The 25531-nt window shown below is 61.7% G+C and carries 23 protein-coding genes; 10 read left to right on the top strand and 13 right to left on the bottom strand.

The genetic code is table 11. The features are described from left to right. Window position 1: 1 nt before the first annotated feature. Window positions 2-2893 (bottom strand): ribonucleoside-diphosphate reductase subunit alpha, encoded by a 2892-nt coding sequence (locus GKKCFE_RS18905; RefSeq protein ID WP_139049360.1) that lies wholly within the window; start codon window positions 2891-2893, stop codon window positions 2-4. Between the two features lie 793 nt (window positions 2894-3686). Here GKKCFE_RS18905 and GKKCFE_RS18900 point away from each other — a divergent pair. Both GKKCFE_RS18900 and GKKCFE_RS18895 read left to right on the top strand, forming a co-directional pair. Then, the gene (locus GKKCFE_RS18900) at window positions 3687-4409 is read left to right on the top strand and encodes a response regulator (RefSeq protein WP_339490980.1); all 723 of its coding nucleotides are present in this window, start codon (window positions 3687-3689) and stop codon (window positions 4407-4409) included. Then, window positions 4406-6016, top strand: a complete 1611-nt coding sequence (locus GKKCFE_RS18895; protein ID WP_047228753.1) for an ATP-binding protein — start codon at window positions 4406-4408, stop codon at window positions 6014-6016. The genes GKKCFE_RS18900 and GKKCFE_RS18895 overlap by 4 nt, the downstream gene beginning before the upstream one ends. A 113-nt stretch (window positions 6017-6129) precedes the next feature. Here the strand turns inward: GKKCFE_RS18895 and GKKCFE_RS18890 are convergent, their stop codons facing one another. Beyond that, complete coding sequence (locus tag GKKCFE_RS18890; RefSeq protein WP_230682629.1) at window positions 6130-6855, bottom strand: 4'-phosphopantetheinyl transferase family protein; 726 nt, start codon at window positions 6853-6855, stop codon at window positions 6130-6132. Between the two features lie 206 nt (window positions 6856-7061). Next, window positions 7062-7853, bottom strand: coding sequence for a dienelactone hydrolase family protein (locus GKKCFE_RS18885; protein WP_047228751.1), 792 nt, complete (start codon window positions 7851-7853; stop codon window positions 7062-7064). A gap of 153 nt (window positions 7854-8006) precedes the next feature. On the opposite strand from GKKCFE_RS18885, the gene GKKCFE_RS18880 reads away from it, so the two are divergent. The 3 genes from GKKCFE_RS18880 (at window position 8007) to GKKCFE_RS18870 (ending at window position 10734) form a co-directional block, all read left to right on the top strand. Further along, window positions 8007-8606 carry a hypothetical protein gene (locus GKKCFE_RS18880; RefSeq protein WP_107321731.1) on the top strand — a complete coding sequence of 200 codons (600 nt, stop codon included), beginning with the start codon at window positions 8007-8009 and terminating at the stop codon, window positions 8604-8606. 107 nt (window positions 8607-8713) lie between these two features. Beyond that, a complete protein-coding gene (locus GKKCFE_RS18875) occupies window positions 8714-9391 on the top strand; it encodes a response regulator (RefSeq protein WP_047228749.1) in 678 nt (225 codons plus the stop codon). Further along, complete coding sequence (locus GKKCFE_RS18870; RefSeq protein WP_047228748.1) at window positions 9388-10734, top strand: ATP-binding protein; 1347 nt, start codon at window positions 9388-9390, stop codon at window positions 10732-10734. The genes GKKCFE_RS18875 and GKKCFE_RS18870 overlap by 4 nt, the downstream gene beginning before the upstream one ends. 155 nt (window positions 10735-10889) lie before the next feature. On the opposite strand, the gene GKKCFE_RS18865 is transcribed toward GKKCFE_RS18870, so the two are convergent. Next, window positions 10890-11888, bottom strand: a complete 999-nt coding sequence (locus tag GKKCFE_RS18865; RefSeq protein WP_445576947.1) for an AraC family transcriptional regulator — start codon at window positions 11886-11888, stop codon at window positions 10890-10892. Between the two features lie 333 nt (window positions 11889-12221). Between GKKCFE_RS18865 and GKKCFE_RS18860 the strand changes: the two genes are divergently transcribed. Together GKKCFE_RS18860 and GKKCFE_RS18855 are read left to right on the top strand one after the other, a co-directional pair. Continuing rightward, the gene (locus GKKCFE_RS18860; RefSeq protein ID WP_047228746.1) at window positions 12222-13556 is read left to right on the top strand and encodes a dicarboxylate/amino acid:cation symporter; all 1335 of its coding nucleotides are present in this window, start codon (window positions 12222-12224) and stop codon (window positions 13554-13556) included. A 169-nt stretch (window positions 13557-13725) separates the two neighbouring features. After that, window positions 13726-14907, top strand: a complete 1182-nt coding sequence (locus tag GKKCFE_RS18855) for a CaiB/BaiF CoA transferase family protein (protein ID WP_339490970.1) — start codon at window positions 13726-13728, stop codon at window positions 14905-14907. 120 nt (window positions 14908-15027) lie between these two features. Here the strand turns inward: GKKCFE_RS18855 and GKKCFE_RS18850 are convergent, their stop codons facing one another. Then, a complete protein-coding gene (locus GKKCFE_RS18850; RefSeq protein WP_047228744.1) occupies window positions 15028-15522 on the bottom strand; it encodes a SprT family zinc-dependent metalloprotease in 495 nt (164 codons plus the stop codon). 174 nt (window positions 15523-15696) lie between these two features. Then, entirely contained in the window at window positions 15697-16299 is a 603-nt protein-coding gene (locus GKKCFE_RS18845; RefSeq protein ID WP_047228743.1) for a Yip1 family protein, read from the bottom strand. A 391-nt stretch (window positions 16300-16690) separates the two neighbouring features. On the opposite strand from GKKCFE_RS18845, the gene ttcA reads away from it, so the two are divergent. Together ttcA and GKKCFE_RS18835 are read left to right on the top strand one after the other, a co-directional pair. Then, the gene (gene ttcA, locus GKKCFE_RS18840) at window positions 16691-17515 is read left to right on the top strand and encodes a tRNA 2-thiocytidine(32) synthetase TtcA (protein WP_047228742.1); all 825 of its coding nucleotides are present in this window, start codon (window positions 16691-16693) and stop codon (window positions 17513-17515) included. Window positions 17516-17596: 81 nt separating this feature from the next. Then, window positions 17597-18271 carry a DNA-3-methyladenine glycosylase I gene (locus tag GKKCFE_RS18835; protein WP_076383753.1) on the top strand — a complete coding sequence of 225 codons (675 nt, stop codon included), beginning with the start codon at window positions 17597-17599 and terminating at the stop codon, window positions 18269-18271. Window positions 18272-18361: 90 nt separating this feature from the next. Here GKKCFE_RS18835 and GKKCFE_RS18830 read toward each other — a convergent pair whose 3' ends face one another. The 3 genes from GKKCFE_RS18830 to arsC are packed head-to-tail and all read right to left on the bottom strand — an operon-like array spanning window position 18362 to window position 19735. Continuing rightward, window positions 18362-18787 carry a DUF2069 domain-containing protein gene (locus GKKCFE_RS18830; RefSeq protein WP_076383754.1) on the bottom strand — a complete coding sequence of 142 codons (426 nt, stop codon included), beginning with the start codon at window positions 18785-18787 and terminating at the stop codon, window positions 18362-18364. Further along, on the bottom strand, window positions 18780-19385 hold the full coding sequence (gene wrbA / locus GKKCFE_RS18825; protein ID WP_047228739.1) for an NAD(P)H:quinone oxidoreductase: 606 nt from the start codon (window positions 19383-19385) through the stop codon (window positions 18780-18782). Before wrbA ends, GKKCFE_RS18830 begins: the two co-directional genes overlap by 8 nt. Further along, window positions 19382-19735: an arsenate reductase (glutaredoxin) gene (gene arsC, locus GKKCFE_RS18820; RefSeq protein WP_445576946.1), complete on the bottom strand. Its 354-nt coding sequence runs from the start codon at window positions 19733-19735 to the stop codon at window positions 19382-19384. The genes wrbA and arsC overlap by 4 nt, the downstream gene beginning before the upstream one ends. 127 nt (window positions 19736-19862) lie before the next feature. On the opposite strand from arsC, the gene GKKCFE_RS18815 reads away from it, so the two are divergent. Next, window positions 19863-20330 (top strand): TlpA family protein disulfide reductase, encoded by a 468-nt coding sequence (locus tag GKKCFE_RS18815; RefSeq protein ID WP_445576945.1) that lies wholly within the window; start codon window positions 19863-19865, stop codon window positions 20328-20330. A gap of 101 nt (window positions 20331-20431) precedes the next feature. Here GKKCFE_RS18815 and GKKCFE_RS18810 read toward each other — a convergent pair whose 3' ends face one another. The 4 genes from GKKCFE_RS18810 to GKKCFE_RS18795 all read right to left on the bottom strand — a co-directional run bounded on the left by GKKCFE_RS18810 (window position 20432) and on the right by GKKCFE_RS18795 (window position 25259). Continuing rightward, window positions 20432-20836 (bottom strand): META domain-containing protein, encoded by a 405-nt coding sequence (locus GKKCFE_RS18810; protein ID WP_047228736.1) that lies wholly within the window; start codon window positions 20834-20836, stop codon window positions 20432-20434. Next, window positions 20836-21270, bottom strand: a complete 435-nt coding sequence (locus GKKCFE_RS18805) for a hypothetical protein (RefSeq protein ID WP_047228735.1) — start codon at window positions 21268-21270, stop codon at window positions 20836-20838. The genes GKKCFE_RS18810 and GKKCFE_RS18805 overlap by 1 nt, the downstream gene beginning before the upstream one ends. Window positions 21271-21439: 169 nt before the next feature. Then, window positions 21440-22429 (bottom strand): 2-hydroxyacid dehydrogenase, encoded by a 990-nt coding sequence (locus GKKCFE_RS18800; RefSeq protein WP_139049366.1) that lies wholly within the window; start codon window positions 22427-22429, stop codon window positions 21440-21442. 79 nt (window positions 22430-22508) lie between these two features. Next, on the bottom strand, window positions 22509-25259 hold the full coding sequence (locus tag GKKCFE_RS18795) for a response regulator (RefSeq protein ID WP_445578057.1): 2751 nt from the start codon (window positions 25257-25259) through the stop codon (window positions 22509-22511). Window positions 25260-25531 lie beyond the last annotated feature (272 nt).

The raw sequence follows: 25531 nt of genomic DNA, 5'->3' as shown, positions 1-25531 counted from the left end.
CTTATTGGCAAGCTTCGCAATCCGGCTCATCGATCGCGCAGGCCTTTGGCACGGGTGCCGGGCCGGCTGGAGCGGCCAGGACCGAATCGTCACCGTGGTTGCCGCCGCTGGAAACAGCGTTCAGCTTGCCGGTGTTGATGGTCGACTTCTCGGTGCTGGTGGCAGCCAGGGCACGGAGGTAGTAGGTGGTTTTCAGACCACGGTACCAGGCCATGCGGTAGGTCACGTCCAGCTTCTTGCCCGAGGCACCGGCGATGTACAGGTTCAGCGACTGAGCCTGGTCGATCCACTTCTGGCGACGGCTGGCCGCGTCGACGATCCACTTGGTGTCCACTTCGAACGCGGTGGCGTAGAGCTCCTTGAGCTCCTGCGGGATGCGCTCGATCTGCTGTACCGAACCATCGTAGTACTTCAGGTCGTTGATCATGACCGAGTCCCACAGGCCGCGGGCCTTGAGGTCGCGAACCAGGTACGGGTTGATCACGGTGAACTCGCCCGACAGGTTCGATTTCACATACAGGTTCTGGTAGGTCGGTTCGATCGACTGCGACACGCCAGTGATGTTGGCGATGGTGGCGGTCGGTGCGATGGCCATGATGTTGGAGTTACGGATGCCTTTCTGTACACGGGCGCGAACCGGCGCCCAGTCCAGGGATTCGTTCAGGTCAACGTCGATGTACTTCTGGCCACGCTGCTCGATCAGGATCTGTTGCGAGTCCAGTGGCAGCACGCCCTTGGACCACAGCGAACCCTGGAACGTCTCGTACGAGCCGCGCTCGTCGGCCAGGTCGCAGGAAGCCTGGATCGCGTAGTAGCTGACCGCTTCCATGGACTTGTCGGCGAACTCGACCGCAGCGTCCGAACCGTACGGGATGTGCTGCAGGTACAAGGCGTCCTGGAAGCCCATGATGCCCAGGCCGACCGGACGGTGCTTGAAGTTGGAGTTCTTCGCCTGCGGCACCGAGTAGTAGTTGATGTCGATCACGTTGTCGAGCATGCGCACGGCGGTGTTCACGGTGCGTTGCAGCTTGGCGGTGTCCAGCTTGCCATCGACGATGTGGTTCGGCAGGTTGATCGAGCCCAGGTTGCAGACGGCGATCTCGTCCTTGTTGGTGTTCAAGGTGATCTCGGTGCACAGGTTCGAGCTGTGGACCACGCCCACGTGCTGCTGCGGGCTGCGCAGGTTGCACGGGTCCTTGAAGGTCAGCCATGGATGGCCGGTTTCGAACAGCATCGACAGCATCTTGCGCCACAGGTCTTTGGCCTGGACGACTTTGAACAGCTTGATCTTGTTGTACTCGGTCAGGGCTTCGTAGTACTCGTAGCGCTCTTCGAAAGCCTTGCCGGTCAGGTCATGCAGGTCTGGAACTTCGGATGGCGAGAACAGGGTCCACTTGCCGTCGTCGAAGACGCGCTTCATGAACAGGTCAGGGATCCAGTTGGCGGTGTTCATGTCGTGGGTACGACGACGGTCATCACCGGTGTTCTTGCGCAGCTCGATGAACTCTTCGATGTCCATGTGCCAGGTTTCCAGGTAGGCACACACCGCGCCTTTGCGCTTGCCACCCTGGTTGACCGCGACTGCGGTGTCGTTGACTACCTTGAGGAACGGTACGACGCCCTGGGATTTGCCGTTGGTGCCCTTGATGTACGAGCCCAATGCGCGAACCGGGGTCCAGTCGTTGCCCAGGCCGCCGGCAAATTTGGACAGCATGGCGTTGTCGTGGATGGCGCCGTAGATGCCCGACAGGTCGTCCGGTACGGTGGTCAGGTAGCAGCTCGACAGTTGTGGACGCAGGGTGCCGGCGTTGAACAGCGTCGGGGTCGAGGCCATGTAGTCGAAGGACGACAACAGGTTGTAGAACTCGATGGCGCGGTCTTCACGCTGCTTCTCTTCGATCGCCAGGCCCATGGCCACGCGCATGAAGAAAATCTGCGGCAGTTCGAAACGGATACCGTCCTTGTGGATGAAGTAACGGTCGTACAGGGTTTGCAAGCCCAGGTAAGTGAACTGCTGGTCGCGCTCGTGGTTGATCGCCTTGCCGAGCTTTTCCAGGTCGAACTCGGCCAGTACCGGGTTCAGCAATTCGAATTCGATACCCTTGGCGACGTAGGCCGGCAAGGCCTTGGCGTACAGGTCGACCATTTCGTGGTGGGTCGCGCTCTCGGCGACTTCCAGGAAGCTCAGGCCTTCGGCACGCAGGGTGTCCATCAGCAGGCGGGCGGTCACGAAGGAGTAGTTCGGCTCGCGTTCCACCAGGGTCCGCGCGGTCATCACCAGCGCGGTGTTGACGTCCTTGAGTGCGACGCCGTCATAGAGGTTTTTCAGGGTTTCGCGCTGGATCAGGTCGCCGTCGACTTCTTCCAGGCCTTCGCAGGCTTCGGTGACGATGGTGTTCAGGCGGCCCATGTCCAGCGGCGCGAGGCTGCCGTCGGCGCGTGCGATGCGGATCGAAGGGTGAGCCAGTACCGGGGCGTCGGCCGGGGTGCGGATGGCGCGTTCCTTGGCGCGCGAATCACGATAGATCACATAGTCGCGGGCCACTTTCTGCTCGCCGGCACGCATCAGGGCCAGTTCGACCTGATCCTGGATTTCTTCGATGTGGATGGTGCCACCCGACGGCATGCGACGCTTGAAGGTTGCGGTGACTTGCTCGGTCAGGCGGGCCACGGTGTCGTGGATGCGCGACGAAGCGGCGGCGGTGCCGCCCTCAACTGCGAGAAATGCTTTGGTGATGGCGACGGTGATCTTGTCATCGGTGTAAGGAACGACAGTGCCGTTACGCTTGATCACACGCAGCTGGCCAGGCGCGGTAGCGGCCAGATCCGAGTTCGAATCAGCGGCCAGCGGCGCGGTGCCCTGCGGGTTCTCGCGAGTTGTGTCGGTGTGCATGGGTGTCTCCACATTCTCTATGTTTGTTTGGGCACCATCACGGTGCCCACCGTTCCGTCCTGAAGCACTACAACCGACTGGCGCCGGGTATAACAACTTCGGGACAGTAGGAAGCAGGCCTGAATACCGCTTCCTTCCGAAGTTCTGGGCTTCGAGCCTGGGCTCGAAACCGGATTGCAGAGGTGCCTGCAATGGACTGCAACACCCGTACCGTTCTGGTCGTTTTGACCTTGAAACGATGGCCATCCGCAGGGGGCGGTCTGGTCTTGGGGGAATGCGGTGTTTCAGTCGGACAAAGGCAAGAAAAGCGCTTGAATTATCTGTCCGACTTGTGTTTGGTTTTTGGTCGAAAACCCTACATGTAGGGTTTTTTACGCGACGGGCTACAAGATAATGCGTTTTGGGGGATGAATGCAACGTGCTACCTGTGGATAAGCCTGTGCGTAATTTGTGTGCGAAACGTGGAACAGCTCTGTAGGCCGCGACCTTGCTGGAGTGGACCTTTTTTCATCGTTTTAACGATCCGAAAACAGCCCGATGGTTTTTGCGGGCGCGGACGTTACCACACAAGTCCCGCGCGACCGAACGCATTTGTCCGCTTGTTTTATGCAGGGCCGGCGTTTATACAATCGGCCCGTGCATGGGCATGCTTATCCTCCTTTAACATGACAAAAAGACGGGGATCTGGATTCTATATTTGGAGCGGACGTCTTGTGGCAAGGGAGCAAGCTCCCTCGCCACAAGTCAGGTGCCTATCCTTTCTTCTATATACACAACAAGACGAGGCCCCCCCGTGGAACAAGAAGCCTGGCAGGTATTGATCGTCGAGGATGACCAGCGGCTGGCCGAGCTGACTCGCGAGTACCTGGAAAGCAACGGCCTGCGCGTGGCCATTGAAGGCAACGGTGCGGTGGCGGCGGCGCGGATCATTGCCGAGCAGCCGGACCTGGTGATCCTCGACCTGATGCTGCCCGGCGAGGACGGCCTGAGCATCTGCCGCAAGGTACGCGAGCATTACGACGGGCCGATCCTGATGCTCACCGCCCGCACCGACGACACCGATCAGATCCAGGGCCTGGACCTGGGCGCCGACGATTACGTCTGCAAGCCGGTGCGGCCACGCTTGCTCTTGGCCCGCGTCCAGGCCCTGTTGCGACGCAGCGAACCGGAACCGGCCACGTCGCAAAAGCCACGGCGCTTGCAATTCGGCCCGCTGGTAGTGGACAACGCCTTGCGCGAAGCCTGGCTGCAAGACCACGGCATCGAGCTGACCAGTGCCGAGTTCGATCTGCTGTGGCTGCTGGTGTCCAACGCCGGGCGCATCCTGTCCCGGGAAGAGATCTTCACCGCCCTGCGTGGCATCGGTTATGACGGCCAGGACCGCTCCATCGACGTGCGCATCTCGCGCATCCGTCCCAAGATCGGCGACGACCCGGACCATCCACGGCTGATCAAGACCATCCGCAGCAAGGGTTATCTGTTCGTTCCTGAAGCTTGCGTAGACCCGACGCCGTGAACTCGATCTTCCTGCGCATTTACGGCGGCATGTGCGCGGCCCTGGTGCTGGTGGCGGTGCTCGGCGTGCTGGCCCTGCATTTGCTCAACCAGACTCGCAGTGAGCAGTACCGCGAGCGTCTGGCCCACGGCACGTTTTCCTTGATGGCCGATAATCTGCGGCCCATGAACGACACCGAGCGACGCCGGGCCCTGGCGGTGTGGGAACGCCTGCTGGGCATTCCCCTGGCGTTGCAGACTTACGCCCAGACCGATCTGGATCTCGGCCAGCGCACCCGTGTCATGCGCGGCCAGGCCCTGGTGGAGCAGACCGGGCCCCATGCGGCGAAAGTTTATCGGCTGGTCAGCGACGCTGAAAAACTGATGCTGGTCGGGGAAGTCCGCCAGATCAGCGAGCAACTGGCCCGGGCAACTATCTACCTGCTGGCCGATGAGTTGGTGCGTTACCCGGTGGCCGAGCAGCCTGAACGCCTGGCGCAACTCAAGCAGGAAAAAGGCTTCGGGTTTGACCTGCGGCTGATGCCCATTACGCAGGCGGACATGGACGAAGACCAGCGTCGGCGCGTGGCCGAGGGCGACACGGTCATGGCGCTGGGCAAGGGCGGTGACTCGATCCGGGTGTTCGCCGGCATGGTCGGTACGCCGTGGGTGCTGGAAATCGGCCCGTTGTACCAGATGAACCCTTATCCGCCTGAGTGGCTGGTGCTGATCGCGGCGCTGGGGTTGAGCCTGATCGGGCTGATCGTTTACCTGTTGGTGCGCCAGTTGGAGCGGCGCCTGCGTGGTCTGGAATCGGCCGCTACCCAGATCGCCCAGGGCAGCCTGGAAACCCGGGTGCCGGCTCGCGGTGCTGACTCGGTAGGGCGATTGGCCGCCGCGTTCAACGGCATGGCCGAACACTTGCAGCAGTTGTTGGCGATTCAGCGGGAGCTGGTGCGTGCGGTGTCCCATGAGTTGCGCACCCCGGTGGCGCGCCTGCGTTTTGGCCTGGAGATGATCGGCAGCGCCACCACGCCCCAGGCCCGGGACAAATACCTGGCGGGCATGGATCACGACATCGAAGACCTGGATCGGCTGGTGGACGAGATGCTGACCTATGCGCGACTGGAGCAGGGATCGCCGGCCCTGAACTTCCAGCGCGTGGATCTGGATGCGCTGGTCAATCAGGTCATTGAAGAGTTGGGACCGCTTCGGGCCGGGATTACGGTCGAGCGCGGCCTGTGCCTGTCTGCCGCTGATTGCGATGGCGCCTGGGTCGAGGCCGAGCCGCGCTTCCTGCATCGGGCCCTGCAGAACCTGGTGAGCAATGCGATGCGTCACGCCAGCTCCCGGGTGACGGTCAGTTACCAGGTGGGTCAGTTGCGTTGTCGGGTGGACGTCGAGGACGACGGGCCCGGCGTGCCGGAGGCGGCGTGGGAGCGGATCTTCAAGCCCTTCCTGCGCCTGGACGACAGCCGTGCCCGTGCTTCAGGTGGTCATGGGTTGGGGTTGTCGATCGTGCGGCGGATCATCCACTGGCACGATGGCCGGGCGTTGATCGGCAAGAGCAAGAGTCTGGGTGGGGCCTGCTTCAGCTTGAGCTGGCCGCGGCATCAGGACAGGTCTTGAAGGTGTGGCGCCTGTGCGGGCCTTATCGCGAGCAGGCTCGCTCCCACATTGAAATGCAGTCTCCTGTGGGAGCGAGCCTGCTCGCGATAAGGGCCTGAAAAACGCGACAAATCTCAGGCCTTGATCCCCACCAGACTCAACAACTGCCCATCCTTCACACCAAACTGCGCCGACAGTTCACTGCCATGACGCCACTCGGCCGACAGGTCGGTGAGCAACTGCAGCCGAACCTGTCCGCTGTGGGTCCATTCCAGCACTTGGGCATGTTCGAAATAAAAGCGCTGCCTGACGATCGGGTACAGCGCCTTGAACAGGCTTTCCTTCACGGAAAAGGTCAGGGTCACCAGCAATGCTCGGTCATCTTGCGCGGTCGCGGCCATGCGCAGCAGTTCCGGCGGGGTAAGGATTTCACCGGCCAGGCGCTCGGCCCGCTCGGGATCGAGCAGGTTTTCCAGGTCCATGCCCAGCCCTTGCCAGTGGTGTTTTCTGGCGACGATGGCCGCGGCCCGGCCGGTGCTGTGGGTGATCGAGCCACTGACATGGGCCGGCCATACCGGGGCGCGGTCGTCACCGATGGCCGGCACGCACGTCAGGCCGTCCAACTGATGAAGGGCCGCTCGGGCGCAGATCCGCCCGGCAAGAAATTCCGCCTGACGCTTGGCCACCGAACGCTGGATGCTCGCGGGCGGCTCGATGGCACTGTTCGGAAAATCATCAGCGCTTAGCAGCAACGGATCGAAGCGGGTGCTCAGCAGCAGGGTATCGGGCAGGACTTGAGGCAACAGCCATTGATCGTCCAGGGGCGTGCAGCAGGCGGGCAGGGCGGGGAGAGCGTTCATGCCCGGCATTTTGCCGGGTTGGCTTGAGGCTGGGTAGTGGGGCGTGGAGATTGTGAGCAGGTGAGGCTTTTGTGGCGAGGGAGCTTGCTCCCGCTCGACCGGGCTGGCGCTCCAGTGCGCAGCGCTCGCAGACTTTGGGTCTGCTTCGCAGCCCAGCGGGAGCTTGCTCCCTCGCCACAGGGGTTGTTTCAGCTGAAGGATGGGGTTCAGCCAAAAATCTTCTTGAAGAACTTCTGCATGTCCGCCCAGGACTTTTCATCGGCTTGTTTGTTGTAGCCAATATCCGGCCCGCCATGTTCGCCGTGACCCAGGCGGTCGGCGTCGGGGTTGCTGAAGCCGTGCTTGGCGCCTTCAAGGTTGACGAAGGTGTAGTCGGCACCGGCCTTGTCCATTTCGCTCTTGAACGCGGTGACGTTGTCCGGGGTGACCATGCTGTCCAGTGCGCCATGTTCGACCAGGACCTTGGCCTTGACGCTGCCCGGTGTTGCCGGGGTATTGGTGACCAGCGCGCCGTGGAAACTCACCACGCCGGCCAGTGGAACACCCTGGCGCGCCGCATCCAGCACCACTTTGCCGCCGAAGCAGTAACCGATGGCGGCGATTTTGTCCGGGTCGGTATGGGGTTGTTTCTTCAACAGGTCGAGGCCGGCCTGGAACCGCGCACTGGCCGCCTTGCCGTCCTTGAGAGCCGCCTGCATGAACGCCATGGCGTCCTTGGGGTGCTCGGTGTTCTTGCCGTCGCCGTACATGTCGATGGCCAGCGCGCTGTAGCCCAGGCCCGCGAGGTCACGGGCGCGGCGCTTGGAATAATCGTTCAGCCCCCACCATTCATGTACCACCACCACGCCCGGGCGCGGGCCTTTGACCGCGTCGTCGTAAGCGTAGTAACCCATCAGTTTGGTGCCGTCGGCACTGGTGTAGGGGATCTCCTGGGTCTGGATGGCGGCGTGGCTCGCAGCGCTAAAGGCCAGAAGTACAACAGCAAGCAACCTGTGCATGACGGATCTCCTTGATAAATGCAGGGGGTGAGACAGAACACTCTAGCCGATTCATTCAGCGCAGGTTCAGAGAACGTTCAAGGGCCATTCAGGGACGGTTGGTTAACGTGGCTGTGACTTCACAAACCACCCACGTTGCACAGGAGCTTGAACATGACTCACATGAAAACTCTGCTGTTGGCTTTCACGGTGCTGGGCGCCAGCGCCATGGCCCACGCCGATGACAACTTCGCCAGCCTGACCCTCGGCCAGACCAGCGACAAGGTCAAGAAGTCCGACGCGCTGAACGCTAACCTCAATCACCCGAACGCCGACGGTATCATCGGCAAAGACACCACCTATGGCGTCCGACTGGGCCGGCAAAACGACCAGGGTCGCTACTACGCCACGTACGACAACGTTTCGGGCACTCACAATGGCATCAAATTGCGCCAGGAAAACCTGCTGGGCAGTTACGATATGTTCTATCCGGTCACCGGCAGCACCAAGCTGTTCGGCGGCGGTACGGCGGGCCTGACCAAACTGACCCAGGACTCCCCCGGCTATAGCCGTGACAGCGATATCGGCTACGCGGTGGGCTTGCAGGCCGGCATCCTGCAGAAGGTTTCACAAAACACCTCGCTGGAACTGGGTTACCGTTACCTGCGCAGCAACGCCAGCACCGAGATGAGCCCCCACGCAGGTGGCAAGGTTGGATCGCTGGACCTGACCAGCAGTGCCCAGACTTATCTCTCGGCCAACTACACGTTCTAAGGCTGGAAGGTGAGCGTGGTCAGCCGGATCGGCCCAAGACGATCCGGCGCCGCTTCTCGTAAACCGATGTGCATGACTGGACTGTTCGATTTGCCTGGGAGAGCCCCATGAAATTACTGGTCGTCGAAGACGAAGCCTTGCTGCGCCATCACCTGCAGACCCGTCTGACCGACAGCGGCCATGTGGTGCAGGCCGTGGCCAATGCCGAGGAGGCCTTGTATCAGGTCGCGCAATTCAATCACGACCTGGCGGTGATCGACCTGGGCTTGCCGGGCATCAGCGGGCTGGAGCTGATCCGCCGGTTGCGCTCCCAGGACAAGACCTTCCCGATCCTGATCCTTACTGCCCGCGGCAACTGGCAGGACAAGGTCGAAGGTCTGGCCGCCGGTGCCGACGACTACGTGGTCAAGCCGTTTCAGTTCGAAGAGCTGGAGGCCCGCCTGAACGCGCTGTTGCGCCGTTCCAGTGGTTTCACCCAGTCGACCATCGTGGCCGGTCCGTTGCTGCTGGATCTCAATCGCAAGCAAGCGTCCCTGGGTGAGGAAGCGTTGGCGCTGACGGCCTATGAATACCGCATCCTTGAATACCTGATGCGCCATCATCAGCAGGTGGTCGCCAAGGACCGCTTGATGGAGCAGCTTTACCCGGATGACGACGAGCGTGACCCCAATGTCATCGAAGTGCTAGTGGGGCGTCTGCGGCGCAAACTGGAAGCCCCGGCCGGCTTCAAACCGATCGAAACCGTGCGTGGCCTGGGTTACCTGTTCAACGAGCGTTGCCAGTGATTCGTTCGCTACGGCTGCGGTTGATGCTGGCCGCCATGACCCTGGCGGTGTTGTTCATGCTGGCACTGCTGCCGGCCATGCAAGGCGCGTTCAGCCTGGCCCTGCAGGAGTCCATCGAACAACGCCTGGCGTCGGACGTGACCACGCTCATTTCCGCTGCCCGCGTGGAAAACAACCGCTTGAAGATGCCGGCGCAATTGCCCGATGAGCGCTTTAACCTCGCCGACGCCCGTCTGCTGGGCTACATCTATGATCGCGACGGGCGCTTGGTGTGGCGGTCCAAGGCCACTCGGGAAGAGAACATCAATTACACGCCGCGCTACGACGGCCAGGGCAATCAGTTCGCGCGTATCCGCGAAGACAACGGCCAGGAGTTTTTCGTCTACGACGTCGAAGTCAAACTGCTCGGTGGCCAGAGCGCGGCGTTCAGTTTCGTCACCCTGCAACCGGTGCGCGATTACGAAGTGACGCTCGACGGCCTGAGGGAAAATCTCTACCTGGGCTTCGGTGCTGCGCTGGCAGTGTTGTTGGCCCTGTTGTGGATCGGCCTGAGCTGGGGGCTTCGCGCGTTGAGGCGCCTGAGCCAGGAACTGGACGAAATCGAAAGCGGCAGCCGGGAAAGTCTCAGCACCGAGCACCCCCGGGAGCTGCTGCGCTTGACCGGTTCCCTCAACCGTCTGTTGCATGGCGAGCGGGAGCAGCGCAGCCGCTATCGTGACTCCCTCGATGACCTGGCCCATAGCCTGAAAACCCCGCTGGCGGTGCTGCAAGGCGTGAGTGAAGACATGGCCCGGCGCACCGAAGATCGTGGACAGGCCTGGGTGCTGCAAAGCCAGATCGAGCGCATGAGCCAGCAGATCGGCTATCAGTTGCAGCGCGCCAGCCTGCGCAAAAGTGGCCTGGTGCGCCATCAGGTGCGCTTGCGCCCGGTGCTGCAAAGCCTGTGCGATACGCTGGACAAGGTCTATCGCGACAAGCGCGTCCACGTCAGCTTCGATCTGCCGGAGCAGTGCCATGTGCCGATCGAGCAGGGCGCCTTGCTGGAAATGCTCGGCAATCTGTTGGAAAACGCCTATCGGCTGTGCCTGGGCGAGGTGCGCATCAGCGTGCATCAGACCCTCGGCGGCATTGAATTATGTGTCGAGGATGACGGGCCGGGTGTGCCGCCGGATCAGCGCGCGCGGATTCTGCAGCGTGGCGAGCGGTTGGATCGCCAGCATCCGGGGCAGGGCATTGGGCTGGCGGTGGTCAAAGACATCATCGAAAGCTACGGCGCCCGGTTGACCCTGGGGGATTCAGAGTTGGGCGGGGCGGCATTTCGGATTCATTTTCCGGTGCTTTGACTGCTAACGGATACCTGCTGGAATCAGACCTGTGGGAGCATGGCTTGCCCGCGATGGCAGTCTCTAAGGGCGCCATCGCGGGCAAGCCAAGCTCCCACATTTTGATCTGAGGGGCGCGCGGGTTGTGTGTCCACTGAAAATCAGCAGCCCCTCCATCAACTCTCCTGCTCCCGATAAGCCCCCGGCGTTACCCCCGTCCATTTCTTGAACGCCCGGTGAAACGCCGACGGTTCAGAGAACCCCAGATGTTCGGCAATCTGTTGCAACGACAGGTCCGCGCGCCCCAGATGGTAGATGGCGATATCCCGCCGCAGCTGATCCTTGAGTTCCTGGAAGCTGGTGCCTTCCTCCCGCAGATGCCGGCGCAACGTCTGCGGACTGATGTGCAGATGGGCGGCGACGGTGTCCAGATCCGGCCAGCGTGCGGCGTCGCGGCTGAGCAGGCGGCGTAGCTGGCTGCTCAGGCTGTTGCCATCGTCAGGGCGTGACAGCAGGTCGGCGGGGGAATGTTCGAGAAAGTGTTTGAGGGTTCGTTCGTCCTGCAACAACGGCATATCCAGGTAACGACTGTGGAACAACAGGCTGCAACGTTGCGCCTGGAACACCAGCGGGCAGGGGAACAACAGATCGTACTCGGCCCCATGGGCGGGCTTGGCATAGCTGAATGTCGCCTGTTCCAGACCGATCCGCTGGCCGATCAGCCAACTGCCGAGGCGATGCCAGATCACCAGCAGGCTTTCAGCCAGGAAATGGTCGGGGTCGCGCAGTGTCGTTTCATCCAGGTTCAAGCGCACCCGTTCCCCTTCGGCCTCAAGCGTCAGGCTCGGGGCGTCCGGGAAGAGGCTGTAGAACAACAACCCGCGCTGAAGTGCCTTGCCCAGGGTCCGGCAGTGGATCAACGCGTGACACATCATGGCAAACGTCCCGGGTTTACTGGGGGCCAGACCAAACCCCAGATACTCGTCCCCCAGTGCCAGCCGCAGGGCCTGCAACAGGCTGGCGAACTGCGCTGGTGCTATGCGTGCTCGCGGCTCGTCCAACAGCTCGGGGCTGATGCCCAGCTGTTGCAACAAGGGAACGTAATCGAAACCTTGCCGGCGCGCACCACCCAGGGCGGCGCGGGCGAAGTGGCTGGCGATGGTGCGTTGGCGCATGGCAGGAATCCGTTTATTGAGCTGCCGATGGTAGCAGGGGCCTTGCGCTCGACAAGGCGGATATCCGCCAAATCCCGGAGCGAGAACGGCCTTGTGGGCGGGAATCCGCCATCTGCGTCTGGCTGTTCAGGTCTGTTTACCCGCGTGTAGCCCTTGTAGCTCAGGGGGTGTAGGCATTTTCCGGAAAATGGCATGGGCCTTGCGATAGGCATCCGCAGGTCTGCCGCCGTGCAGCCGCCAAAACAAATCCCTCCAGTGCAGGAGGGTTCGCAATTGAGGTTTCGTGGACGACAGGTGGATGTTGTCACACGGGACGCTTGAGGAAGGTTTGCCATGACGACTCGTCAGCCACTGTACAAATCCCTGTATTTCCAGGTGATCGTAGCCATTGCCATCGGCATTTTGCTCGGCCACTTCTATCCGCAGACCGGCGTTGCCCTCAAACCGCTGGGTGACGGATTCATCAAACTGATCAAAATGGTCATCGCTCCCATCATCTTCTGTACCGTTGTCAGCGGTATTGCCGGCATGCAGAACATGAAGTCGGTGGGCAAGACCGGTGGCTACGCGCTGCTGTACTTCGAAATCGTCTCCACGATCGCCCTGTTGATCGGTCTGGTCGTGGTCAACGTCGTGCAACCGGGCGCCGGCATGCACATCGATGTGACGACCCTGGACACCAGCAAGATCGCCGGTTACATCTCGGCCGGTAAAGACCAGAGCATCGTGGCGTTTATCCTCAACGTGATCCCGAACACCATCGTCGGCGCGTTCGCCAATGGCGATATCCTGCAAGTGCTGATGTTCTCGGTGATCTTCGGTTTCGCCCTGCATCGCCTGGGTGCCTACGGCAAGCCGGTGCTGGACTTCATCGATCGCTTCGCCCACGTGATGTTCAACATCATCAACATGATCATGAAACTGGCACCCGTCGGTGCGTTCGGTGCCATGGCGTTCACCATCGGCGCCTACGGTGTCGGTTCGCTGGTGCAATTGGGCCAGTTGATGATCTGCTTCTACATCACCTGTGTGGTGTTCGTCCTGGTGGTGCTGGGCGCCATCTGCCGGGCCCACGGCTTCAGTGTCGTCAAGCTGATCCGTTACATCCGTGAAGAACTGCTGATCGTGCTGGGTACTTCCTCGTCGGAGTCGGCCCTGCCACGCATGCTGATCAAGATGGAGCGTCTGGGTGCGCAGAAATCCGTGGTGGGTCTGGTGATCCCGACCGGCTACTCGTTCAACCTCGACGGCACTTCGATCTACCTGACCATGGCTGCGGTGTTCATCGCCCAAGCCACCGACACGCCGATGGACCTGACTCACCAGATCACCCTGTTGCTGGTGCTGCTGCTGTCGTCCAAAGGTGCTGCCGGCGTGACCGGTAGCGGCTTCATCGTGCTGGCGGCCACCCTGTCGGCCGTGGGTCATCTGCCGGTAGCCGGCCTGGCGCTGATCCTGGGTATCGACCGCTTCATGTCCGAAGCCCGCGCCCTGACCAACCTGGTGGGCAATGCTGTGGCCACCATCGTGGTTGCCAAGTGGGTCAAGGAACTGGACGTAGACCAGTTGCAGAGCGAACTGGCTTCCGGCGGTCGCGGCATCTCCGACACCCGTGAAGAAGACGACCTGGGCGTGGCCGAAGGCCCAACCCCTGCTGCTGTGAAGTAACCTTTCGCTGCAATAAAAAACCCGCTTCGGCGGGTTTTTTTATTTGAGGGATTTTTCAGTCGAGGATGCTGTTGCTGAGCGCAATGGTCAGCCAGACTGACACCTGCGGTAATTGCTCCACCGCCAACCCCTGCCTAGTCTTGAGGGCATCACCACGCGGAGATCGCCCATGCAAGGCCCACTGGCATCGCTCAAGGTTCTGGACTTCTCGACCCTGCTGCCCGGCCCGTTCGCCTCGTTGTTGCTGGCGGACATGGGGGCCGAGGTGTTGCGCATCGAGTCGCCGACCCGCCCGGATCTGTTACGGATACTGCCGCCCCATGATCAGGGCGTCTCGGCCAGCCATGCCTACCTCAACCGCAACAAGCGCAGCCTGGCCCTGGACCTCAAGCAGCCGGCGGCGCTGGAGGTGATCAAGCAGTTGCTGGGCGACCACGACATCCTGCTGGAACAGTTCCGCCCCGGTGTGATGGAGCGGCTGGGCCTGGGGTACGAAGCCTTGAAGGCGATCAATCCCCGATTGATCTACGTGTCCATCACCGGCTACGGCCAGACCGGTCCCTACAAGGATCGCGCCGGCCACGACATCAACTACCTGGCCCTGGCGGGACTGGCCAGCCACACCGGGCGTGCCGACGCCGGGCCATTGCCGCTGGGCATCCAGGCGGCGGACATCGCTGGTGGCTCCCTGCACGGCGTGATCGGGCTGTTGGCGGCGGTGATCGCCCGTCAGCAGACCGGGCAGGGCCAGCATCTGGACGTGAGCATGACCGACTGCGTGTTCAGCCTCAACGCTTTGGCCGGTGCCGGTTATCTGGCCTGCGGCGTGGCACCTGAGTGGGAAAACCAGATGCTCAACGGTGGCAGCTTCTATGACTATTACCGCACCCGTGATGGCCGTTGGATGTCGGTGGGCAGCCTGGAGCCGGTCTTCATGCAGGCGTTGTGCGAGACCCTGGGACGGCCGGAGCTGGCGGCCCAGGGGCTGTCGCCCCATCCAGATCAGCAACGGCAGCTAAAGCAGCAATTGCAGGCTGAATTCCAGAAGCATGATTTCGCTGAGCTGTGCCGGTTGTTTGCAGGGGTTGATGCTTGCGTCGAACCGGTGCTGAGCCTGGAAGAAACACTCAGGCATCCCCAGTTAGCGGCCCGGGACGTCGTGACCCTGGTGCCTCGTGGCGATGGCTCGAGCCAGGCGCAGATGGCCTGTCCGTTGAAGTTCTCGCAGGGCTTGCCCGAGCCTCGGCATATTGGCGCGGGGCTGGGAGCGCACACGGATCAGGTGTTGGGGGAGTTGGGGTTTAGTGTTGAGCGGATTGCGCAACTGCGCGATGCCGGGGTGGTTTTGTAGCGTTCTTTCGGGCCTCATCGCGAGCAAGCTCGCTCCCACAGAGGTTCTGTGAGCGCTATAGATCCAGTGTGGGAGCGAGCTTGCTCGCGAAAGGGCCAGCCCAGACGCCACAAAAACCAGCTACTCCACCCGAGTCTCGCCACTGAACACCAAGGTATTGCGGCAACTGCGGCACAAATAGCGGCGCCCCTGACGTACCAGGCTGTGACGCTGGGCCGAGAAGGGGAAGTCGCTGCCGTCGCAGGGGCATTTGTAGATGTAGCGGGTCACGCTGCGGCGCTTGATCTCGTAGGTATGGCAGCGGTTGGGCGGCAGTTCGTACACGCCGCGCATGATCAGTTGCCACTCTTCACCATGAGGCTGAATGCGTTCGCCGAATAGCTGATGGGCAATCAGGTGCGCAACCTCGTGGGCGACGGTCTGCTTGAGAAAGTCTTCGGCGTTTTCCCGGTACAACTGTGGATTGAAGCGCAGCAGATTCTCATGCAGGTGCGCGACACCGGCCTTCTGGCCACGCAATTTGAAGCTGACCACGGGACGTTTGAAAGGACGTTTGAAAAAGGTTTCGGCTTGTTGGTAACACTCTTCGACGCGGGTATTGAGTTGCTCAAGCATGCTGTACGGGTCTCCAGAGGCTTGAGTATGCCGCAAGCGCCGGCCGTTGCGAATCGCCCAGACGCCCAGTGGTCGTTTCGCCAGCGCCAAACACAGGAAGGCCGCCTTGCGGCGGCCTGTATTGGCAGATATTGCTTTGTTTTCAGAAGGGAACCCTGAGCGGGTTCGAACCCTTCAGTTGGTATACACCGGACCGACGCCCAGCCCCCAGACAATCACCGTAAACGCCATGATAGCCACCAGCACCACCAGACCCACGGCGAGCACCGAACTGGAAAACAGAAAACCCTCGTCCTGAGGAATATTCATGAAAGTGGGCAGGCCCACATACAGCAGGTAGACGGTGTAGCAGATCGCTGCCGTACCGACGATCATCCCCAGCCACATGTGCGGATAGAGCGCCGCCAGGCCGCCGATGAACAAGGGGGTCGCGGTGTAGGTGGCGAATGCGACGCAGCGCGCCAGGCTCGGGTTGGCGTCATAGGTGCGAGCCATCCAGTGCACGAAGGCGCCCATCACCGCCACACCGCCCAACATGGCGAGGTACGACATGATGGTCATCCACAGCGCACTTTCCTGGGTCAGCATCACCGGAGGCCGGTTGCCGATGACCCATCCCACCTGCGTGGTGCCGATAAACGCCGATACCGCGGGAATGGCCGCCAGGATCAGCGTGTGGGTGAGGTACATGTGGCTGATGCTTTCCTCCTGATCGCCACGGATTTCTTTCCATTCTTGATCAGGGTGGGTAAAGAGCCCCACGACATGATGGATCATAGTCAGTCACTCCTTTGTTATTGCCATCGCCCCCCAACGGAGCGCCTACGGGCCAAACGGCCGAGTAAGTACAGGTCTGTAAGTGTGTGCGACCTTATGTCGCAGTATAGAAAGGAGTTCTCGCCAGGGGGATGGGGGGCTTAGAGCAAATCGCGCTGTAAAGGAGCAGGCTAATCGCGGCGTGATCTGTGAGCGCTTCCCATGGCCAAGAGATTTCCTGTGGCGAGGGAGCTTGCTCCCGCTCGGCTGCGAAGCAGACGCCAACAGACGAGCCCAGAGGGCTGCTTCGCAACCCAGCGGGAGCAAGCTCCCTCGCCACAGGGGCGGTGCCATATTCGGGATTTTTTGCGTAAAATGCCGGCCTTTCGTCACACCTCACGGATTTCGCGTCATGGGCACTCTTACGGTCAACCAGAACAAACTGCAAAAGCGCCTGCGCCGCCAGGCCGGTGAGGCGGTCGCTGATTTCAATATGATTGAAGACGGCGACAAGGTCATGGTCTGCCTGTCCGGCGGCAAGGACAGCTACACCTTGCTCGATGTGCTGATGCATTTGCAGAAGGTTGCGCCGATCAAGTTCGACATTGTCGCGGTGAACATGGACCAGAAGCAGCCCGGTTTCCCCGAGGATGTGTTACCGGCCTACCTTCAATCGCTGGGCGTGGAATATCACATCGTCGAGAAGGACACCTATTCGGTGGTCAAGGAACTGATCCCGGAAGGCAAGACCACCTGCTCGCTGTGCTCACGCCTGCGTCGTGGCACGCTCTACACCTTTGCCGACCAGATCGGCGCGACCAAGATGGCCCTGGGGCACCACCGTGACGACATCGTCGAGACCTTTTTCCTCAACATGTTCTACAACGGCTCGCTCAAAGCCATGCCGCCCAAGCTGCGCGCCGATGACGGGCGCAACGTGGTGATCCGCCCGCTGGCCTACTGCAGCGAGAAAGACATCCAGGCCTATTCAGACTTCAAGCAGTTCCCGATCATCCCTTGCAACCTGTGCGGCTCCCAGGAAAACCTGCAACGCCAGGTGGTCAAGGAGATGCTGCAGGAGTGGGAGCGCAAGACCCCGGGCCGTACCGAGAGCATTTTCCGCGGCTTGCAGAACGTCGTTCCGTCGCAACTGGCGGACCGTAACCTGTTCGACTTCACCAACCTGCGCATCGACGAAAGCGCCACGCCGCGATTCGTCAACGTGGTGAACCTCTGACGAACTCAGCGGCTCCTATTCACGGCGCTCGTGGCCAGGCCACTTAGAGCGCCGTTTTCATTTCCGACCCCAGGAGAGGGCATGCGCGATTACAAGTGGCTGCACGAGTATTGTCTGAACCGCTTCGGTTCGGCGGCTGAACTGGAAGCCCACCTGCCTGTTCCCAAGACCCCGGCCCAACTACGCAAGATCAGCGACGACCGCTACCTTTCGACCATGGCGCTGCGGGTGTTTCGCGCCGGGCTCAAGCACAGCCTGGTGGACGCCAAGTGGCCGGCGTTCGAGGAAGTGTTTTTCAAGTTCGACCCGGAAAAAGTCGTGCTGATGAGCGCCGAGCACCTGGAGCGGCTGATGCAGGACGCGCGGATCATCCGTCACTTGGGCAAGCTCAAGAGCGTGCCGCGCAACGCGCAATTGATACTGGACGTGGCCCATGAAAAAGGCAGCTTTGGCGCGCTGATCGCCGACTGGCCGGTGACCGACATCGTAGGCCTGTGGACCTACCTGAAAAAGCACGGCCATCAACTGGGCGGTCTGTCGGCTCCGCGTTTCCTGCGGATGATGGGCAAGGACACTTTTGTGCCCAGTTATGACGTGGTGGCGGCGCTCAATGCGCAGGACATCATCGACAAAGTTCCCACCAGCCTGCGGGATCTGGCGACGGTGCAGCAGGCCTTCAACCAGTGGCATGAAGAGAGTGGTGGAAGGCCCATGAGCCAGATTTCGATGATGCTGGCGTATACCGTCAATCATTGAGGCCGCATCGCGAGCAGGCTCGCTCCCACAGGGGATCTGTGAACGCCACAAATCTCATGTGGGAGCGAGCCTGCTCGCGATAGCCATCTATCAGGCGACGGAAATCTCGCCTTCTCCAGCCAACCGCCGGTTCAACTGAAACCGCCAGCGCACATACAGCAGCGCCGAGCAGAACACCGCCACGCTCGCCGCCATTTCCAGCAAACCGAACACCTGTCGGTTCGGGTCATAGGCCGCCAGCGCGCCTTTGATGAAGTACAGGTTTACCACAAAGCACATCCACGAATGCCCGCGGGGGCTGCCGCTGATCATGCCTGGCGCCAGTATCAGCAGCGGCACCAGCTCGATCAGCAGAATCACCCAGGGGCGCGCGCCGTGCAGGTCGGCGATCAGCAGGTAATACACACAGAGCAACCCCACCAGCCCGAAAAAGCACAGCAGGCTCAGGACCCGGGCGATGCGTACCCGCGGTTCCAGCCACTGAATGGGCGGCAGGATTTTCGGCTTCTTAGCCACGGCCGTTCTCCAGCAGTAGGGCGGTTTTTGCCAGGCGCAAGCCCAGTGCCCGGCACAGCGCCACTTCATGTTCGTTCAAGCCGCTTTTACCGTCGGCCCCGGCGTGATGGCTCGGGCCGTACGGCGTGCCTCCGCCCTCGGTTTCGATCAAGGCTGACTCGCTGTAGGGCAGGCCGGTGATCAGCATGCCGTGGTGCAACAGCGGCAGCATCATCGACAGCAAAGTGGTTTCCTGGCCGCCATGCAGGCTCGCGGTGGAAGTGAACACACCCGCCGGCTTGCCCACGAGGGCGCCGGTCAGCCACAGGTTGCTGGTGCCATCGAGAAAGTATTTCAGCGGCGCGGCCATGTTGCCGAAACGGGTCGGACTGCCCAGGGCCAGACCGGCGCAGTTTTTCAGGTCATCGAGGCTGGCGTACAGCGGGCCTTGTTCGGGAATGTCCGGCGATACCGCTTCGCACTCGGCGGAAATTGCCGGCACCGTGCGCAACCGCGCTTCCAGCCCGGCCTGCTCGATGCCCCGGGCGATCTGCCGGGCCATCTCGTTGGTCGAGCCACTGCGGCTGTAATACAACACCAGAATGTACGGTGTGCTCACGGCAGGATCTCCAGGATCTTCTCTGGCGGGCGCCCGATCACGGCCTTGTCAGCGGTTTCCAGAATCGGTCGTTCCATGAGTTTGGGGTGAGCGGCGATGGCGGCGATCAATTGGGACTGGCTCAGGTTTTCGTCGGCCAGGTTCAGGGTCTTGTATTCGTCCTCGCCGGTGCGCAGCAGTTGCCGGGCGGTGATGCCGAGCTTGGTCAACAGGCGTTCCAGCTGAGCTGCGTCGAGCGGGGTTTCCAGGTAGCGGACCACGGTGGGCGTCAGGCCACGGGCCTCCAACAGTTCCAGCGCACCGCGGGATTTGGAGCAGCGCGGGTTGTGATATAGCGTCAGATCGGTCATGAGCGGGTCGCATCTTGCGTAAGGTGGCGGCTATTCTACTGTGTCGCGAGGTACCAGGCACCTGAGACGGGCGCGTTCGAAAACGGTGGGCCGCGCCGACGTTCACATTCAATACAAGGATTGGCACATGGCAAGGCGATTGACGACGGCACTGGCATTCATGGGGATTGTGTTGCTCGCCGGCTGCGGGAATGACTACGGAGTTGACCAGAACGGCCAGGCTATCGCCTCAAAACGGCTGGACAAACAGTGGGTGGTGCTCAACTACTGGGCCGAGTGGTGCGCACCGTGCCGTACCGAAATCCCCGAGTTCAATGCCCTGGCCGAACAGCTCAAGGGCCGTAACGTGGGGGTGTTCGGGGTCAATTTTGATCAGGTGCAAGGTGAGGAGCTCAAGAGCGCGAGCGAGAAAATGGGCATCCGCTTCACCGTGCTGGCCCGGGACCCGGCCGACTTTTTTGATATCCCGCGCAGCGAAGGGTTACCGGTGACTTACATCATCGACAACCAGGGCAAGGTGCGCGAGCAGATGCTGGGGGAACAGACAGCGGCGGGGGTGATGGCCAAGCTTGAGGCGTTGCAGGCGTTCAAATAACCCCTCTTTGTGGCAATGGGCAAGGAGGCAAGGAGGCTTTTGTGGCGAGGGAGCTTGCTCCCGCGCCACGGGTGCAAGCTATGTCCGTGTTTTAACGGGTCTCAACCTTCCTCCAGCCACCACCGCAGGGGCTTGCCCTGGGCCGGCCAGAAGCGCATTTGCTCGATGGGCGAGATGTCCCAGCGTTCGACCTTTTCCAAGGCCTGCAAAAAGCGCGTCTCCTGCTCCATCAGCGCCGGGGCGCAGAGTTTGCGGGTGCTGCCGATCTTGCCGAAGCTCAATCGGTGGCCTTCCAGGGTGTAGGGCGCGAACCAGTGGTTACAGCCGCCGTTGCCGTAGGCCCGACCGTCGTCCCCGAGGGTGATGGTCAGGTTGCTGTAGTCCATCAAGGGCCGTTCGCCAATCCATTCCAGGATGTAGCTGCGGTTTTGCTGCAATTGCACCGGCTCGGCGGCGCAACCCATCAGGCCGGCGCCGATCAGCGCGGTCAGGGCCAGGCGTTTCATCAGGCGGCTTCCTGGCAGGTCGGGCACAGGTGTTTTTCACCGACGGTGGTCCAGCCCAGCTCGGCAATGCGCGCGGTGGCGGCCGGCTTCTGCGCCTTGACGCCGAGCTTGGCGTCGACGGCAAATTCAAAGCTCAGTTGCTTGGCGCAGCGGTCGCAGTTGACCTGCCAGGTGTGGATCGCCAGCTCCCCGAACACCGGGCCGGTGGTCATGGCGGTCCATTGACCCATGGGCTTGAGCAAGTGCCGAACGGTGTCCACGGTCAGGCGCATGGACAAATCCTTGCTGCCTTTGAGGGTGACGAGCAGCACATCGTTGGCCTGAATCGAACCGCCGTTGCCGGTGACCTGATAACGGCCCGGCGCCAGGGCGCGGACCTCGGTCAGGGTGTGTTGCGGGTTCATCAGGGTGTAGCGGAAATCGTGTTCGGCCATGGGTCCTCCAGATAGGCGCGATATGCTAGCACGGGCCATGGGTTGGGATGATCCAGGCGACGAAATCCCCTGTGGGAGCGAGCCTGCTCGCGATAGCGGGGCGTCAGTCGACGCCATGCTGACAGGCCCATCGTAATCGCGAGCAGGCTCGCTCCCACAAGGGTAATGCTCAGCTGTCCACCAGGTTTTGTGGGGTGCCGGCGGCCCAGGCGCCGATGTTGTCCAGGGTTGTCGCGGCGATGGCGGCCAACGCTTCATGGGTCAGGAAGGCCTGATGCGCGGTGACCACCACGTTGGGGAACGTCAGCAACCGAGCCAGCACATCATCCTGCAAGGGCAGGTCGGAGCGGTCCTCGAAGAACAGTTGCGCTTCTTCCTCATAGACATCCAGCCCCAAATAGCCCAACTGACCGCTTTTCAACGCCTCGATCAAGGCGGGTGTGTCCACCAGGCCGCCGCGTCCGGTGTTGATCAGCATCACGCCACGTTGCATGGCAGCCAATGAATCGGCGTTGATCAAATGTCGGCTCTGCTCGTTGAGCGGGCAATGCAGGCTGATGATCTGTGCTTGCGCCAGCAGATCGGCCAAGGGCAGGTAACGAGCGCCCAGGGCTTGGACCTGCGGGTTGGGGGACGGATCGTAGGCCAATAACCGGCAGCCGAAGCCGGCCATGATCCGCGCGAACGTCGCGCCGATCTGCCCGGTGCCGATCACGCCGACCGTCTTGCCCACCAGATCGAAACCGGTCAGCCCATGGAGGCTGAAATTGCCGTCCCGGGTGCGGTTGTAAGCGCGATGCAAGCAGCGATTGAGGGCCATGATCAGCGCCACGGCATGCTCGGCCACGGCATGGGGCGAATACGCCGGCACCCGGACGATACTCAACCCCAGCCGTTTGGCAGCGGCCAGGTCGACATGGTTATAGCCGGCAGAGCGCAGGGCGATCAGCCGCGTGCCGCCCTGTGCCAGCCGCTCCAGCACCGGGGCACTCAGGTCGTCGTTGATGAAGGCGCACACCACTTCATGGTGTTCGGCCAGGGCCACGGTGTCGAGGTTCAGGCGTGCCGGCTGATACTGCAGTTCAAGGCCAGCGGGCGCCGGGGTTTTGCTGAAACTGTCGCGGTCGTAGGTCTGGCTGCTGAAAAGAATCGCGCGCATGGCGGCCTCCTGGCACAAAAGATAAGCCTCTAGGCGTTTAGATTTTCCTTGATCCCGGGTTTTGGGCTATTGCCCTGGATCAGGCGCTGATGCGTGCCTCGTTAGCCAGGCGGTCGATGGCACGTTCCAGTTCCTGCAAAGCGGCCTCGGCCTTGGGGTCCTGTTGCTTGAGCAGGGTCTCGCTGCGCTGGCAGGCGGCGCGCAATTGCGGTACGCCGCAGTAGCGAGTGGCGCCATGCAGGCGGTGGACCCGTTCGATCAGGGCGTTGTGATCATTGGCCTCGCTGGCCTGGCGAATCGCTTCGCGGTCGGCTTCCAGGGACGCCAGCAGCATTGCCAGCATGTCCGCCGCCAGATCGGCCTTGCCGGCGGCCAGGCGCAGGCCTTCCTCATGATCGAGCACCAGCAGTTCGCTGCCGCCCTGAGCGTCGGTGCTCCGGTCCGGCGCCTGGTTACGCAGGGCCAGGCCGGTCCATTTAAGCACCACCTGGGCTAGTTGCCGTTCGCTGATGGGCTTGGTCAGGTAGTCATCCATGCCACTTTGCAGCAGGGCGCGTTTTTCGTTGGCCATGGCGTGGGCGGTGAGGGCGACGATTGGCAGCGGCGTGCAATGACGCTCGCTTTCCCATTGGCGGATCGCCTCGGTGCTCTGGCGACCGTCCATGCCGGGCATCTGGACATCCATCAGCACCAGGTCGAAGGTTTCCTTTTGCACGGCCTTGACCGCCGCATAACCGCTTTCCACCGCTAGCACCTTGGCGCCCATGTCTTCGAGCAGCGTTTGTACCAACAGCAGGTTGGCCGGGTTGTCGTCCACGCACAGCACTTTGGGCGCGCGGCTGCCCACCGGTTCGTTGGGTTCGTTGCGGGGCGGACGCGGGTTGACCAGGTCGGAAAGCGAGCGGCGCAACTTGCGCGTGCAGGCCGGCTTGGCCTGCAATTGGCTGTGGGGGTTGGGCACGGAGAGGTGGTACAGCGTCTGTTCAGTGGTGGGGCACAGCACCAGTACCTTGCAGCCCAGATGCTCAAGATCCCAGATGTGTTGGCTGAGGCGTTCCGGCGGCATGTCGTTGCTGGTGATGCCCAGCACCGCCAGGTCGATCGCCTGATCGGTCTGGTGGGCGACGGTCACACCGTTGGTCAGGTTTTCCAGGGTGTTGAACGGTGTCACCACCAGACCGCAGTCCTCGAGCTGGTGTTGCAGGGCCTGACGGGCCAGTTCATGGTTTTCCAGCACCGCTACGCGCCGACCCAGTAGCGGCGGGCCAGGCAAATCTTCGGCGTCGTCACGGGTCTTGGGCAGGCGCAGGCTGATCCAGAACTCCGAGCCTTCGCCCGGCGTGCTGTCCACGCCGATTTCGCCACCCATCTGCTCCACCAGGCGCTTGGAAATCACCAGGCCCAAGCCGGTGCCACCCGGTTGCCGGGACAAGGAATTGTCGGCCAGGCTGAACGCCTGGAACAGGGCCCGCACGTCCTGGTTCGACAGGCCGATACCGGTGTCCTGAATGCTGATGCGCAGTTGCACGCTGTCTTCGTGTTCGTCTTCCATCATGGCGCGGGCGATGATGGTGCCTTCGCGGGTGAACTTGATGGCATTGCTCACCAGGTTGGTCAGGATCTGCTTGAGGCGCAGCGGATCACCCACCAGCGACAGGGGCGTGTCCCTGTAGACCAGGCTCACCAGCTCCAGTTGTTTGGCGTGGGCTGCCGGGGCGAGGATGGTCAGGGTGTCCTGCAACAAGTCCCGCAGGTTGAACGGAATGTTGTCCAGCACCAGTTTGCCGGCCTCGATCTTCGAGAAATCGAGAATCTCGTTGATGATGCCCAGCAGGCTGTCGGCGGATTTTTCAATGGTGCCCAGGTAATCGAGCTGACGCGGGGTCAATTCGCTTTTCTGCAGCAGATGGGTGAAGCCGAGGATGCCGTTGAGCGGCGTACGGATTTCATGGCTCATGTTCGCCAGGAATTCGGACTTGATCCGGCTCGCTTCCAGGGCTTCCTTACGGGCCAGGTCCAGCTCGATGTTCTGGATCTCGATGGTTTCCAGATTCTGGCGCACGTCTTCAGTGGCCTGGTCGATGCTGTGCTGCAACTCTTCCTGGGCATTCTGCAAGGTGCTGGCCATGCGATTGATGCCCGACGCCAGCTCATCCAGTTCCTGGCTGCCCAGAGGCGGCAGACGGGTTTCCAGGTGACCGTCCTTGAGTTGCGCCACGGCTTGCTTGATCTGGCTCAGGGGTCGGTTGATCGTGCGACCCATACGCAACGCCAGCAGTGCGGTCAGGCACAGGCCGGCGCTGATCAACAGCAGGCTGGCGAACAGGCTGCGATAGCCGCGCAGCAACATGCCACTGTGGGACAACTCCAGTTCGACCCAACCCAGCAGCCGATCGGCTTCTTCGGGAATCAGCTCGCCGGCCAGGTTGCGGTGCTTGCCGAATACTGGCAGCAGGTAACGCGTGGCATCGTTGCCGGTGCGTTGCAGCAATTGGGCACTGTTGCCCTCCGGGGCTCGGTTGAGCATGGTCGGGCCGGCGTGGGCCAGCGATGTGCGATCAGGGGCCAGGAAGGTCACGGCGCGCACATCCGCTTGCTCGAGGGACTGGGTGGCGATCCGCTCCAGCAGATCGGTGTCCTGGTGGCTCATGGCCGGGGCGACCAGCGGCGCCAGCTGTTCGGCGATCATCTCGCCACGCTGCAGCAACTGGGCATGCAAGTCCGATTGCTGCATCCAGGTGAAGTAGCCGCCCAGGACCAGCGCCATCAGGCTGGTCGGCAACAGGGTCAGCAACAGCACGCGGCCTTTGATTCCCAGTTTCTTGAGCACACTTTTCTCCTGCATCCAGCGGTCTGTTTGAGCTTCGCGCGCATCCGGCACGCAATACCTGCGCAGTGTAGCGACTTGCGGGCAGGCAATCTTCGTAAAATTCATGTCGCCGTGCATCGGTCTCGCCGGTTGCCGTGCCTCGGCGATCCCTTCAATCAGGATTTCTGAGTTGCAGCTTGCAGCCCACTTTCGTTGCTTATTCCCATAAGCCATAACCACCACACTTTGCGTGATATGGCCGGGCAAGGTTTGCCGGTATGATAGGCGCCCCC

It is taken from the genome of Pseudomonas sp. E141 (assembly GCF_052659885.1).
This window is presented reverse-complemented; position numbering and strand designations above follow the sequence as displayed.